Raw genomic sequence first — 14,737 nt, 5'->3', positions numbered from 1 at the left:
GACTCGCCGCTCAACCCAATGATCATCCGTCCGCATCTCCATTGGTTCCGCATGCTGCTCGCGTGGCGGGGCTCGGTCCTGCCGCAGTTGCTCCCGCGGCTCTTCCTGATTTTCTGCATCTCGATCGTCGCCGTAGCCGCGCACGATCATCTGCTGCCCATCTCGCTCAACCTGAACACCACCGCGCCCTTCTCGCTGATCGGCATCGCGCTCGCGGTCTTTCTCGGCTTCCGCAATAACGCCAGCTACGACCGCTGGTGGGAAGCGCGCAAACTGTGGGGTCAACTGCTGAACGAATCGCGCTCGCTGACGCGTCAGGTACTGACGCTGCCGTCGCGGCAAATTCCCAAAGAAGATCTCGACGAGTTTTTCGCCGCGCTGAGCGGGTTGCCTCATGCACTGCGGCATCAACTCCGGCGCGGTGATCCGCGCGACGACCTCGCCGCACGTGTGCCCGCCGCGCTCACCGAGCGCGTGATGGCGTCGCGTTACAAGCCTGCGACGCTGCTGCTGTTTCTCGGCGAATGGGTGCAACGGCAAGCGCGCGCCGGTGCGTTCGAGCCGATGGCGGTGAATGCGATCGATCGCAATCTGAACGGGCTTTCCGATGTGATCGGCGGATGCGAGCGCATCGCGTCGACGCCGCTGCCGTTCGCGTATTCGGTGATGATTCACCGCACCGTGTATTTCTTCTGCGCGTCGCTGCCGTTCGGGCTGGTGGACAGCATCGGCATTTTCACGCCAGTGTTCGCGGTATTTGTCGCGTACACGTTCATGGCGCACGAAGCGATCGCGTCGCAGATCGAAGAGCCGTTCGGCACCGACGACAACGACCTCGCGCTGAACACGATGTCCGCGATGATCGAAGACGCCACCCGCGATCTGCGCGGCGAGCCGTCACTGGCCGTACCAGGACGACGGTCCGAGGATTATCAGCTCGATTGATTGCGAATTCGAGCTTGAGGATTCAGGCAGGAACGGGAACGGCGCTCAGTCGTTCCCGACCGTTTCCGACAGACGCTTGAGCGTCGCCACCCGCGCGCCGATGATGTCGATCCGGCCGCGTTCGTCGATTACCGCTGTCGCCGCGTTCAGATACGCGGTCCACGCCCGCTGCGCCCGCACCAGTGCAGGACGCGAATGCGCAGGCATCTTCGACTGCAGGCGGCGGTAATAACGGTTCAGATCGAACATCGCGTGCTCGCAGTGCGCATCCGCACTACACGCACGCGGACGGCGCGGCGGCGGACTACCCGCCTGAGCCACCGCCGTGCGCAGCGCGAGCGCGCGGTCGCGCACCGGCTGCAACTGCATGTCGGCTTCCGCCAGCACATACATCGAGCCGCGCGTCGTGACGAACACGGCGGCTAGCAACTGCTGCTCGGCGTCGCGCGAAGCCAGCCAGCTTGCCTGGCTCTTTTCCCACAACTTGCGGCGCGCGGGCGGCAACTTCGTCTGAAGCTGCTGCCACGCGCTGTCCAGCGCGGCCTTCCAGCCGATCCGCGCGTTGTCCATGCACTGCACCTGCCCCGTCGTCGTCGACATGTCGCTGCGCGCGAGACACGAGCGCATCGACGCGTCGATCGGATCGGCGGCGGCGACTTCGGCATGTGCCGCCGACACCCCGCCAATCCACGCCGCCGACACGACCGTCAGCGCACACAACAGGGACTTCACAGCCCGCATCGTCAGCCGCGAACGCAATCGACGAAATATTCGATGCGCCCGTTGATCGTTTCGCCAACCAGCCCGTGGATATCCGTATGGAAGCCCGGGAAGCGCTCGTTGAACTCGCGAGCGAAACGCAGATAGTTGACGATAGTCTTGTTGAAGCGCTCGCCCGGAATCAGCAGCGGGATGCCCGGCGGATACGGCGTCAACAGGATCGACGTGACACGGCCTTCGAGTTCGTCGATCGGCACCCGGTCGATCTCGCGGTGCGCGAGCTTCGCGAACGCATCGGACGGCTTCATCGCCGGTTCCATGCTCGACAGGTACATCTCGGTCGTCAGACGCGCGATGTCGTTGGCACGATAGACGCTGTGGATCTGCTGACACAGATCGCGCAGGCCGACGCGCTCGTACATCGGGTGATGCTGGACGAACTCGGGCAACACGCGCCACAGCGGCTGGTTGTTGTCGTAGTCGTCCTTGAACTGTTGCAACTCGGTCACCATCGAGTTCCAGCGACCCTTCGTGATGCCGATCGTGAACATGATGAAGAACGAATACAGCCCCGTCTTCTCGACGATGATGCCGTGCTCGGCCAGGTACTTCGTGACGATCGCGGCCGGAATGCCGGTCTCGCCGAAGCCGCCGTCCATGTCCAGACCCGGCGTGACGATGGTCGCCTTGATCGGGTCGAGCATGTTGAAGCCTTCGGCCAGCGAGCCGAAGCCGTGCCACGCGTCGTCCGGGCGCAGCATCCAGTCTTCGCGCGAGCCGATACCTTCCTCGGCGAACGTGTCGGGACCCCACACCTTGAAGAACCACTCGTCGCCGTATTCGGCGTCGACCTTGCTCATCGCCCGGCGGAAATCGAGCGCCTCGGCAATCGACTCCTCGACCAGCGCCGGGCCTCCCGGCGACTCCATCATCGCCGCGGCCACGTCGCACGACGCGATGATCGCGTACTGCGGGCTGGTGGACGTGTGCATCAGGTACGCTTCATTGAAGCGGTGCTTGTCGAAGCGGCTGTTCTTCGAATCCTGCACGACGATCTGCGATGCCTGCGAGATGCCGGCCAGCAGCTTGTGTGTGGAGTGCGTCGCGAACACCAGCGCGCCGATCCGCGGACGGCCCGCGCCAATCGCGTGCATGTCCTGATAGAACTCGTGGAATTCGGCGTGCGGCAGCCACGCTTCGTCGAAGTGCAGCGTGTCGAGCCAGTCGCCCAACATCTCCTTGATCATTTCGACGTTGTAGATCACGCCGTCGTACGTGCTTTGCGTGATCGTCAGAATGCGCGGCTTCAGGTCCGGATTCTTCGCCAGCGCTTCGCGTGCGAACGGGTTCGCGAGAATCTTCTTCTTGATGTTTTCCGGCTCGAATTCGCTGCGCGGAATCGGGCCGATGATGCCGAAGTTGTTGCGCGTCGGCGTGAGGAACACCGGAATCGCGCCGGTCATCGTGATCGCGTGCAGGATCGACTTGTGGCAGTTGCGGTCCACCAGCACGATGTCGCCCGGCGCAACCGTGCCGTGCCAGACGATCTTGTTCGACGTGGACGTGCCGTTGGTGACGAAGAACACGTGGTCGGCGCTGAAAATGCGCGCGGCGTTGCGCTCGGAAGCGGCGACCGGACCCGTGTGGTCAAGCAGTTGGCCGAGTTCGTCGACGGCATTGCAGACGTCGGCGCGCAGCATGTTCTCGCCGAAGAACTGGTGGAACATCTGGCCGAGCGGGCTCTTCAGGAACGCGACGCCGCCCGAGTGACCCGGGCAGTGCCACGAGTACGAACCTTCGTCCGCGTACTGCACCAGTTCCTTGAAGAACGGCGGCGCGAGCGAATCCAGATACACCTTGGTCTCGCGGATGATGTGGCGCGCGACGAACTCCGGCGTGTCCTCGAACATGTGGATGAAACCATGCAGTTCGCGCAGGATGTCGTTCGGCAGATGGCGCGACGTGCGCGTTTCGCCGTACAGGAAGATCGGAATGTCGGCGTTGCGGCGGCGCACTTCGGCCACGAACGCGCGCAACGCGATGATCGCGGCGGCCAGTTCGGGCGTCTCGCCTTCCACCACCACGTTATCGACGTACGGCAGCAGTTCGTCGTCGTCGATCGACAGGATAAAGCACGATGCCCGGCTCGACTGCTGCGCGAACGAGGCCAGGTCGCCGTAGCTCGTCAACCCGAGCACTTCCGCGCCTTCTTTCTCGATAGCTTCGGCCAAAGCCCGGATGCCGGAACCCGAGATATTCTCGGAGCGGAAATCTTCGTCGATGATGACGACGGGAAAACGAAACTTCATGGGCGATTCTCCAAAAAGAACGACCGCTGCATTCTGTAAATTGCAGCGGTCACCCGGTGTAGCTGGTGGGTCAGTACGCTGCGGACGTCACGTCCTGGGCAACGTGACGCCGTGCTGGCCTTGATATTTGCCGCCGCGATCCGCGTACGACGTCTCACAAATTTCGTCGCTTTCGAAAAACAGCACCTGCGCGACGCCTTCGTTCGCGTAGATTTTCGCAGGCAAAGGTGTCGTATTCGAGAATTCGAGCGTGACGTGACCTTCCCATTCCGGCTCGAACGGCGTCACGTTGACGATGATCCCGCAACGCGCGTACGTGGACTTGCCCAGACACACGGTCAGCACCGTGCGCGGAATGCGGAAGTATTCGACGGTGCGGGCCAGCGCGAACGAATTCGGCGGGATGATGCAGACATCGCCCTTGAAGTCGACAAACGACTTCTCGTCAAAGTTCTTCGGATCGACGATGGTCGAGTTGATGTTGGTGAAGATCTTGAATTCGTCGGCGCAGCGAATGTCGTAGCCGTAGCTCGACGTGCCATAGCTGACAATCTTCCGGCCGTCTTCGGAAACGCGGACCTGATCGGGCGCAAACGGCTCGATCATCTTGTGCGACTCGGCCATGCGCCGGATCCACTTGTCGGATTTGATGGTCATAGGTGAACGCTGCTCGACTTGAATGACAGATGTGTGACGGATAACCGCGGATAACAACCCGGAAGCCCGGGCGACTTTCGAAGCGCGCCCTGGCGGTTGCGCTGCGGCGTCAGGCCGGTGCGCCGGCGTCTGCGGCCGGATTGACCGGCAGGCATCCGGATGAAAGGCGCTTATTTTACGCGATCATGGGAATGGTGCTGCGGGCAATGTCAGATGGGCGCTGTGCCCCCTTCAGAACTCGCCGTTCATACTGGACTTGCCGCTGGCCAGCGCTTATTGACGAATCATGCCGCACGCAATCGCGGGACCTGCGCCGAGTTGCGGATACGCATACGGGTCGGTTGCGTCGCGATGCAGCACGACGGCGCGCTGCAAGACCGAGCGAATACCGTCGAGCGAAACGTCCGGCGCGACGATGAAGCCGGTTGCCACGCCGTTGTCGTCTGCGTGAATGTTGCCGAGGTCCCCCTCGACCCGCGCGCCCGCCTTCAGACGCTCGGCGGCCGGCGAGAACACCTGGCCCGTGCTGGAGCCGTCGGCGGCATTGCAGTCGCCGCGCTCGTGAACCTGCAACGCGTGATCGCTGTTGGGCGGCAAGCCCCCGAGATTGTAGGTAACCTGCACGCCGTCCGAGCGCTCGATAAACGTCACGAGGCCGCGCGCCTGATTGCCCACGGTGGGCAGCAATTGCGCGTCAGCGCGCTTTTCCTGTGGTCTCAGGAATGTGCTGCAGCCTGAGAGCAGCACACAGCTGACAGCCAGAACAATGAACGCATGCACTGCCTGCCCGTCGATTCGTTTTCCCATGCGATCCTCTTGCCGGCCTGGCGGCCGCCCCTGCGGCCGCCGGACCGAACCTTTGAAGTCGACATGATACCGCGAGACCAGGCGCAAAAAGACGCCTTGGCCCCTTGTCCGAACGACGGATCAGGTGTTCTGCACAACGATGTTCGGAAACTTCGATGTCATGTCGCGCGAGCGTTCTGCAATATGGATCGCCACCTTGCGCGCGATCGACCGGTAGATCTCCGCGATACGGCCATCCGGATCAGCAACGACCGTGGGCGTACCCGAGTCGGCCTGCTCGCGGATAGCGATGTCGAGCGGCAGGCTGCCGAGCACGTCGACGCCGTACTCCTTACCCATCCGCTCGCCGCCGCCCGCGCCGAAAATGTGCTCTTCGTGGCCGCAGTTCGAGCAGATATGCATGCCCATGTTCTCGACGATGCCGAGGATCGGAATGCCGACTTTCTCGAACATCTTGAGGCCCTTCTTCGCGTCGAGCAGCGCGATGTCCTGCGGCGTCGTGACGATCACCGCGCCCGTGACCGGCACGCGCTGCGACAAGGTCAGCTGAATGTCGCCGGTGCCCGGCGGCATGTCGACGATCAGATAGTCGAGGTCGTGCCAGTTGGTCTGCCGAAGCAGTTGCTCCAATGCCGAGGTCGCCATCGGGCCGCGCCACACCATCGGGTTGTCCTGCTCGATCAGGAAGCCAATCGAATTGGCCTGCACGCCGTGGCCGGTCATCGGGTTCATCGACTTGTCGTCGGGCGATTCGGGACGGCCTTCGATGCCGAGCATCATTGGCAGCGACGGGCCGTAAATGTCCGCGTCGAGAATGCCGACCGACGCGCCTTCGCTCGCCAGCGCGAGCGCCAGATTCACCGCGGTCGTGCTCTTGCCGACACCGCCCTTGCCGGATGCCACGGCGACGATGTTTTTCACGTTCGGCAAGAGTTTCACTCCGCGCTGAACGGTATGGGCGGCGATCTGCGTGGACACGTCGATGCGCGCTTTCGCGACGCCCGGCACGGCGCGCAACGCGTCGGCGAACTGCGTGCGGATCGCTTCGAACTGGCGTTTGGCCGGATAGCCGAGCACGATCTGGAGGCTGACGGTGTCGCCCTCCACGGCTACGTTCCGGATGTTTTTGGCGGCCGCGTACGGCGAGCCGGTGTTGGGGTCGGCGACGGCCGCGAGGGCAGCGTCGACCAAAGCCCGATCGATACTCATTGACACTCCGTGGGGAACACGTGCGGCGCGGCGGAATCGAAGTCCCGGCCACGCGCCGGAATTTGAAAGAAATTGTTAGACAGCATTGCGGAAACACGGCTCGCGTAGCACCCTTCGGGCAGGCGGAAAGCCATGGGGTCGCATCGCGAGGCACTTCACCCGTTATTGTAGTATCAGGCGTCGGGCGGTGCCGGAAGACCCTTCTCGACTGTCGGACCGGAATTGAAGACGGTGCAGTTTTCCCGCCATGTGGGCAACGCGGCTTTACTACCGTCATGTTCACCAGATAAATTGATCGCTACCGCTGCTTTATTCGCGTCACTCAAGAGGAACCGAAAATGAATGCAAAAATCATGACTCGCCTGGCTATTTTCGCAGTTGCCGGCTCGCTGCTGGCAGGCTGCGCGACCCAACAGGGTACGAACACGGCGGTCGGCACGGGCGTGGGCGCCGGTACGGGCGCGGCGCTGGGCGCAATCTTCGGCGGCGGCAAGGGCGCGGCGATCGGCGCGGGCGTCGGCGCGGCGGTGGGCGGCATCACCGGCTACAACTGGCAGAACATTCACAACCGCCTGTCGGGCGCCACCAAGGGCACCGGCACGCAGATCACGGAGCAGCCGGACGGCTCGCTCAAGCTGAACATCCCGAGCTCAGTCACGTTCGACACCAGCAGCTACGCAATCAAGCCGTCGTTCGCGCCGGTGCTGGATCAACTGGTGCAAACGCTGCAGCAGAACCCGGAAGTGATCGCGCAAGTGGTCGGCCATACCGACAGCACGGGCTCGCCGGCGTATAACCAGACTCTGTCCGTCAATCGCGCGGAAAGCGTGACGGGTTACCTGGGGCAACGCGGCGTCGCGCCGCAACGCCTGTCGGCACAAGGCATGGGCCAGAACCAGCCGATCGCCGACAACAACACCGAAGCCGGCCGTGCGGCCAACCGTCGCGTGGAAATCTATCTGCGCGCAACGGCTCAGCACAGCACGCAATAAACACAGGACTTTCGGGAATGATGCAGCCGCGCGCCGGGTTGTTCCGTCCGGCGCGCGGCTAAACGTAGAGGCTGCGTAAAAAGCTGCAGAAAGAAAATCTCGCACGACGACGAAAAAATTTCGAACTCTGCCGAAAATCTGCGGTCTGTCTTTACGGTACGTGGCTGGCGAAGCCGCCGCGTCACCATTCTCCTCTTGTCGTTGTTGCTCCGGGGTTAATAACCCCGGTTTTTTTTGGGCGCTCGGTTTGTGTGCCTTTGCCACACGCCCTGCTGTACGTCCCGCTGTACGCCCTCCCCATTCGCCATAGCCCGGCTGCGCCCCACGCCGCCCGACCCGCGCGACGTGCCCGCCCTGCTAGAATCAATGTTTCGTCCCACCGCAGGCTCCCACCATCCTTATGTCAGCACCCGCAACCGATCTCTCCGCAGGCGCGCCGTCAGGCCGTCGCCAGGTTCTCGTCACGTCGGCCCTTCCGTATGCGAACGGGCAAATCCATATTGGCCATCTGGTCGAATATATCCAGACGGACATCTGGGTCCGGACGTTGCGAATGCACGGACACGAGGTCTACTACGTGGGCGCCGACGACACGCACGGCACGCCGATCATGCTGCGCGCGGAAAAGGAAGGTCTGACGCCGAAACAGCTGATCGACCGCGTGTGGCAGGAACACAAGCGCGACTTCGATAGCTTCGGCATTTCGTTCGACAATTATTATTCGACCGATTCCGACGAGAACCGCGTTCTCAGCGAAAACGTCTATCTGGCGCTGAAGGAAGCGGGTCTGATCGAGGCGCGCGATATCGAACAGGCGTATGACCCGGTCAAGGAAATGTTCCTGCCGGACCGCTTCATCAAGGGTCAATGCCCGAAATGCGGCGCGAAAGATCAATACGGCGACAGCTGCGAAGTGTGCGGCTCGACTTATCTGCCGACCGATCTGGTCAATCCGTACTCGGTCGTCTCGGGCGCCACGCCGGTTCGCAAGACCTCGACGCACTACTTCTTCCGCCTGTCCGATCCGCGCTGCGAGAATTTCCTGCGCGCGTGGGTTGGCGGCCTTGCGCAACCCGAAGCCACCAACAAGATGCGCGAATGGCTCGGCGACGCCGGCGAAGCCAAGCTCGCCGACTGGGACATCTCGCGCGACGCGCCGTACTTCGGCTTCGAAATTCCCGGCGCGCCCGGCAAGTATTTCTACGTGTGGCTCGACGCGCCGGTCGGCTACTACGCGAGCTTCAAGAACCTTGCCGAAAAGCGCGGTCTCGATTTCGACGCGTGGGTCCGCAAGGGGTCGACGGCCGAGCAATATCACTTCATCGGCAAGGACATTCTGTATTTCCACACGCTGTTCTGGCCGGCCATGCTCGAATTCTCGGGTCATCGCACGCCGACCAATGTGTTCGCGCACGGCTTCCTGACCGTCGACGGCGCGAAGATGTCGAAGTCGCGCGGCACCTTCATCACCGCGCAAAGCGTGATCGAGACAGGCCTGAACCCGGAATGGCTGCGCTACTACTTCGCGGCCAAGCTGAACAGCACGATGGAAGACCTCGACCTGAACCTCGACGACTTCCAGGCGCGTGTGAACAGCGATCTGGTCGGCAAATACGTGAACATCGCGAGCCGCGCCGCCGGTTTCCTGATCAAGCGTTTCGAAGGCCGTGTGCAGGACAGCGCGATGCAGCATCCGCTGCTCGCTACGTTGCGCGCCGCGATTCCGCAAATTGCCGCGAATTACGAAGCGCGCGAGTACAACCGCGCGTTGCGTCAGACCATGGATCTCGCCGACGCGGTCAACGCCTACGTCGACACGGCAAAACCGTGGGATCAGGCAAAAGACCCGGCGAATGCCGTCGCGCTGCATGAAACCTGCAGCGTGAGCGTCGAGGCGTTCCGCTTGCTGTCGCTGGCGCTGAAGCCGGTGCTGCCGAAGGTCGCCGAAGCCGTCGAAGCGTTCCTCGGCATCGAGCCGCTGGTGTGGGCCGACGTCAATGAGCCGTTGAGTTCGGCTCGCCCGATCAATGCGTACAAGCATCTGATGACGCGCGTCGATCCGAAGCAGATCGAAGCACTGCTGGCGGCCAATCGCGACTCGCTGCAAGCCACGCCGGACGCGGCGGCTCCAGCCGACGCGAAGGGCAAGTCGAAGGCCGCTGCAAAAGCCGCCGCCGCAGATAAGGACGAAACCCCTGGCGTGATCTCGATCGACGACTTCGCGAAGGTCGATCTGCGCATCGCGAAGATCGTCGACTGCAAGGCCGTGGAAGGCTCGGACAAGCTGCTGCAACTCACGCTCGACGTGGGCGAAGAGAAAACGCGCAACGTGTTCTCGGGCATCAAGTCGGCTTATCAGCCGGAGCAGTTGATCGGCAAGCTCACGGTGATGGTTGCGAACCTCGCACCGCGCAAGATGAAGTTCGGCATGTCCGAAGGCATGGTGCTGGCGGCATCGGCTACCGACGAGAAAGCCGAACCGGGTCTGTACGTGCTCGAGCCGGATAGCGGCGCGAAGCCGGGCATGCGCGTGAAGTAACGCTCGCGCTTGCGCTGGCGGTGTCCGAGGCGGATTCTGCTTCGGGCACTTCTGGTTCAAACCACACAAGAAAAACGGCACGCTTTCAAAGCGTGCCGTTTTTTTATTCCTATACGGTTAGCAGACTAGCCGCGCCCATCACCATCTGATCCGGTCGAAACGCCGCGTGTACAGTACGTCCGCTCCATAGAACGTGCCGCCGTAAGCCACGACCGACCAGTACCGCGTCAGATTGATGGTCGCCTTGATCGCATTGCTCGCCGACTGCAGGCCCTGCTCGTAACCGATCACGAGCCACTCGTTGATCGCCTTCGACACCATCACCACCTGCGGATCGGTCAACCCGACCTCGCTTCGGCCGACCGAAAACTCGTCGAGCCCGACCGTCTGTGCGATCCGCTTGCCGGTCGCACTGCCGAGCAGCGCGAGCGCCGTCGTCATCGTGCTCTGCTGACCGAGGTTATTACCCTGATCCGTGCCGTGCCCGAACAGCAGCCACGAAAGCTTTTCGTTATCCGGCACGTTCGGCTCCGACACCAGCCGCGCCACCGGCAACTGCACCGTGCCCGTCACCTGAACTCCGGCTTCGACCTGCTGGTTGCGGCGCATCGCCAGAATGTTGATGCCCGGATTCGCCACCGGCCCGTTGAACGTGAAGAAGCCGTTCTCGATAGCCAGCTTGCGGCCGAACGCCGTGTAGGTCGAACCCTGCGTGACGCGCACGTTGCCGACCGCGCGCAGCGGCAGGTTCGGCGCGCTCATCGCGGTGATCGTGCCGGTCAGCCCGAGGTCGGCGCCTTGTCCGCGGAAACGGAAATTGTCGCCGAGACTGATGTCGATGTTGGCGCGCGGCGCGAATGCCCCGACCGGCTGATTGCTGCCCGCCACCGGCCGTGGCCGGCCGCCCGAACGGGTGCCATCCGGGCGAATGATCACGACGTCGTCGCCGAGACTGGGCGCGGCCTGCTCCGGCAGATCGAACAACGCGTGATCGACGACGAATTTGCCGTTGATCGCCATGCCGCGCTCCGCCCCGCCGTTTGATACGCTCGCGCTGCCCGTCAGCGACAGATTGCGGTCGGGCGCGGCGAACAGTTCGAGCTTGTCTGCGACGATGCTCGCGGTCAGGTCCGGCTCCGCGCCGTCCAGACGCACGCGGCCGGTGGCGCGCAGCGTGCCGCTCGCGCCATGAAACTCGACTTGCTGGAAGTCCACCAGATTCTGCGACAGCGCGATCCGCACGACGCCATCTTTCAGCTGCACGCCCTGGTCGACCATCGTTGCCGACAGGCCGTCGCCGGTCAGCGCGCCCGTCAGGCTCGGCTTGGCGACCGTGCCGCCGAGCGCGAGCTTAAGTGCGAGGTGTCCGTCCAGCAGATAGCTCGGGCCGAACAGGCCACCGGTCGTTTTCAGCGACGGCACATTGGCGTTCACATTGCCCGACAACGCGCCCTCTTCGTTGAAGGTCAGCAGGCCGTCGCGCGAGATCAGCGTGGTATGGGCGTCGGCATCGATCACGCCGATCCGGCTGGCCTGCGCATGCAGCGTGGCATTGAGCCGGTTGCCGCCGCTGAATTCGGCGCGCGCGGTCATGTCGGAAATGCCCATCGACGCGAGGCCCCGGCCAATTTCGACCGTCACGTCGCCCTCGCGCCGCTTCAACTGGATGTGGCCGCTGGCGGTCGCGCCGAGCGAAAAGTCCCAGTCGCCGTCGAACACGAGGTCGGTTTTGACCACCGGCGCCTCGCCGGTGATCTCGTGCCGCAACTCCTGCAGACGCGCAACCGACACGCCGGTCAGATTGCCAGCCGACTGGATCTTGCCGTGGTCGAACGCGAACGATTTCAGCGCCAGCACCGCGCCTTCGAGCGTCAGGCGCGTGGGGCCGAGCGTGAGCCTGTTCGGCGCCGCGCTCACGGTCAACGGCGTGTCGAGATTCACCGTCGGCAAACCCTTGTTCTGCAGATGCGTGACGGTGCCGTCCCAACGCGTGCCGTCGCGCGCTTCGGTCAGCTTGCCGTTCGCCGCCACCGACAGATCAAGCGGCCGGTCCTGTAGCTTGCCAGTCGCTGCGGCCTCGAACGTGTGGTTCGCGCGCGTGCCCGCCAGCTTGGCCGTGAGCGTGGTCAGATCGACGCCGCCCGCGCTGACGTTCTTCGCGTCGGTGGTGAAGGCGAGCGCGCCGTTTGCGCCGTCGCGCAATTCGGCGCGGCCTTCCGCATGGCCGACGCGATTGCTGCCGAACACCACGCTATCCGCCTTGTAATTCAGCGTGACGTTCGGATGCGCGAACGAGCCGGTAACGTCGCCGTCGGCGTCGACCAGGCCCGCGAGGCCGAAGCCGAGCCGTTCGAGCTGCGGAGCGTCGACGCGGAACCGCAGCCGGTCGCCCGCCGCGCCAAAGCTGCCTTGCAGATCGACCTGATTGCCCGCCACCGACAGGTTCGCGCGGCTCGGCAGAATGCGCGTGCCGGCCAGCTGGATCGTGCCGCCACCGGTCAACGGCAGGTTGTCGTAGGAACTTGGGCCGAGCTTGAATTCGGCCTTGGTGGTGAACACCGGCCCGAGCATGCCCGCCGCGGACAGCGTGCCGTTCACCCGCGCTTCGATCTTGCGCGCGATGGCCGCGCCACGTTTCGCGGTGTTCGTGGGCGGCGGCGTTTTGCGTTGAACCACCTCGGTCTGCACGGCCGCCCTGGCGGTGTTTTTCACGGCGGCGGCCGCCTGATCACCCGGCGCCGCGCTTTTCGCGCCGGCCGTGCTGCCCACCTGCGCGGCGGCACGCTCGTTACGCCGTTGCTGGACGCTCTTGACGGCGGGCACCGGCCCCGTCGCCGGCGCGCGCGACGGCATTTGCGACGCGAGTGTCAGCGGATCGAAGTTGGTGAGTTGCGCTTTCAGGTTGTAGGTGGAATTCGCGTCGTGCTTCAGTGCGCCGGACAGGTCGATACGGCCGCTGCCGGACGTGACGCGCACGTCGTTGAAGCTGATTCGCGCGGGATCGAAGGTCACCTTGCCCTGCAGGCGCAAGGCGGCACGCGGATCGGCGAGATCGAGCGTGAGACTTTGAATGTCGTCGTTCAGACGGACGCCGATCGGACCGGAAAGCTGCGTGGGCCGCACGGTTGCCTGGAGCGCGTTCAGGTCGAGTCCGGCGACCCGCAGGTCGAGTTGCCCGCGCCGGCCGGTCAGTGCGCCGCTGCCGGTGACCGTGGCGGTTCTGACGAGGCGCACGTTCAGGTTCGAGATGCGCTGCGCCTGAGCGTCGAGCCGCACGTCGGCGTTGGCGTTGATGAGCGGCAGCAGGTTCTGGTCGATGGCGCCCGGCCGGGAATTGACGATCGAGATGTGGCCTGTGACGGCGAAGGGCGCTGCGCTCGGATGCGCGGATTTTCCGCCGTGTTTTGCGACGGGTTGGGTGGTGCTTGCCGCGTCAGCGCTTGCGGTGCTTGCGGTGCTGGCGACTGCCGTGCTCGCCGGTGTGCTCGTGCGCGTCGCCGTAGCCACGCCGCTTGCCGCGCCCGCTGCACTAGCCGCACTCGCCGCCACCGCCCCACTCGCCCCCAGCACAACCGTGTCCGCGCCGTCTTGCGAAACCGGCGCGAGTTCCGCGCGCACGGCCAGATCGGCCAGCGGCGCACCTGGCGCGAAAGCCTGCGGATTGATGTGATCGAAAGTCAGCGTGGCGCGTTGCAGCGGCACCGCGCCGAACGGCGTCGCCTCGACCCGTGCGTGGCCCGCGAGCTTCATGCCGGTCGCATCGAGTTCGGCGACCAGCTGCTCGAGCGACCCGCTCAGATGGCCGCCGACCTGCACCGCCTCGTTGTTGACCTTGCCTGAGTACGCGACCTCGCCGGTCAGCGGAAACGGCTGCACGCCGTCGAGTTTCGCCGACGCCGTCACCGCGCCGAACGGCGTATCCAGCCGCTCGATGGCGGCTTCGTGATGGCGCCCGTCGCTGCGTCCATGAAACGCGAAATGCGACAGTTCGGTGGTCGACGCGCCCTGATGCAGCAGCAGACTGTCGAGCCGAACATCGCGGATGTCGAGTTGCAGCGGCAAGCGCAACTCTTTCGGCAAGGTCATCGGCTCGCTGCTGCTCGACGACGATGCGCCGACTCGCGCATCGACCGTGCCGACGTGCAGATAGTCGACCGTGAAACGCCATGGATCGCGCGCGAGCGCCCAGCGCCCCGCCACCCGGTCGATCTGGATATCGGTGCCGCTGCCGTCGAGACTGCGCCAGCGCACGTCGCGCAGGCGCACGCCGGTCGCGAGCGTGCCGCCTTCGAGCGTGCCGCCCAGCTTGCCGCCGAGCAGTCTGACTGCGGCCTGCCACGCATAAGCGGTGCCGCGCTCGGTGGTCAGCGCGCCATACAGCAGCCCCACGGCCAGCGCGACCAGCAGCACCAGCACGACGACCGTCCACGCGAACGTCTTCAGCAGCCAGCGGCCAGGCTTGCCGCCGGGCGGCGGCGTATCGGACGGCGGCTGCCCCGAGGGCGGATCGCCGGCCGGCTGCGCGGAAGGTTGATCGGAAACGTCCGTAGTCATGCGTG

9 protein-coding genes are annotated in these 14,737 nt (G+C 64.2%); 3 read left to right on the top strand and 6 right to left on the bottom strand.

The window, feature by feature from the left end:
• The first annotated feature begins 18 nt into the window (after positions 1-18).
• A complete protein-coding gene (locus BLS41_RS05180; protein WP_074763321.1) occupies positions 19-945 on the top strand; it encodes a bestrophin family protein in 927 nt (308 codons plus the stop codon).
• 45 nt (positions 946-990) lie between these two features.
• Here BLS41_RS05180 and BLS41_RS05175 read toward each other — a convergent pair whose 3' ends face one another.
• From BLS41_RS05175 to apbC, 5 genes are all read right to left on the bottom strand, one after another.
• Positions 991-1,686, bottom strand: coding sequence for a lysozyme inhibitor LprI family protein (locus BLS41_RS05175; RefSeq protein WP_074766296.1), 696 nt, complete (start codon positions 1,684-1,686; stop codon positions 991-993).
• A gap of 2 nt (positions 1,687-1,688) precedes the next feature.
• On the bottom strand, positions 1,689-3,974 hold the full coding sequence (locus BLS41_RS05170) for an arginine/lysine/ornithine decarboxylase (RefSeq protein WP_074763320.1): 2,286 nt from the start codon (positions 3,972-3,974) through the stop codon (positions 1,689-1,691).
• A gap of 87 nt (positions 3,975-4,061) precedes the next feature.
• Entirely contained in the window at positions 4,062-4,631 is a 570-nt protein-coding gene (gene dcd, locus BLS41_RS05165; RefSeq protein WP_074763319.1) for a dCTP deaminase, read from the bottom strand.
• 273 nt (positions 4,632-4,904) lie between these two features.
• Positions 4,905-5,438 (bottom strand): superoxide dismutase family protein, encoded by a 534-nt coding sequence (locus BLS41_RS05160; protein ID WP_074763318.1) that lies wholly within the window; start codon positions 5,436-5,438, stop codon positions 4,905-4,907.
• 120 nt (positions 5,439-5,558) lie between these two features.
• Complete coding sequence (gene apbC / locus BLS41_RS05155; RefSeq protein ID WP_074763317.1) at positions 5,559-6,647, bottom strand: iron-sulfur cluster carrier protein ApbC; 1,089 nt, start codon at positions 6,645-6,647, stop codon at positions 5,559-5,561.
• Between the two features lie 338 nt (positions 6,648-6,985).
• Here apbC and BLS41_RS05150 point away from each other — a divergent pair, with 338 nt between their 5' ends.
• Entirely contained in the window at positions 6,986-7,639 is a 654-nt protein-coding gene (locus BLS41_RS05150) for a YiaD family glycine zipper/OmpA-like lipoprotein (RefSeq protein WP_074763316.1), read from the top strand.
• Between the two features lie 400 nt (positions 7,640-8,039).
• On the top strand, positions 8,040-10,178 hold the full coding sequence (gene metG, locus BLS41_RS05145) for a methionine--tRNA ligase (protein ID WP_074763315.1): 2,139 nt from the start codon (positions 8,040-8,042) through the stop codon (positions 10,176-10,178).
• Positions 10,179-10,316: 138 nt separating this feature from the next.
• On the opposite strand, the gene BLS41_RS05140 is transcribed toward metG, so the two are convergent.
• Positions 10,317-14,732, bottom strand: coding sequence for a translocation/assembly module TamB domain-containing protein (locus tag BLS41_RS05140; protein ID WP_074763314.1), 4,416 nt, complete (start codon positions 14,730-14,732; stop codon positions 10,317-10,319).
• Between the last annotated feature and the right edge of the window lie 5 nt (positions 14,733-14,737).

Origin of the sequence: Paraburkholderia fungorum, assembly GCF_900099835.1 — a bacterium.
In the GTDB taxonomy this organism is placed as follows: domain Bacteria; phylum Pseudomonadota; class Gammaproteobacteria; order Burkholderiales; family Burkholderiaceae; genus Paraburkholderia; species Paraburkholderia fungorum_A.
Note: the sequence above shows the minus strand (reverse complement) of the source record. Positions and strands in the feature narration are given on the sequence as shown.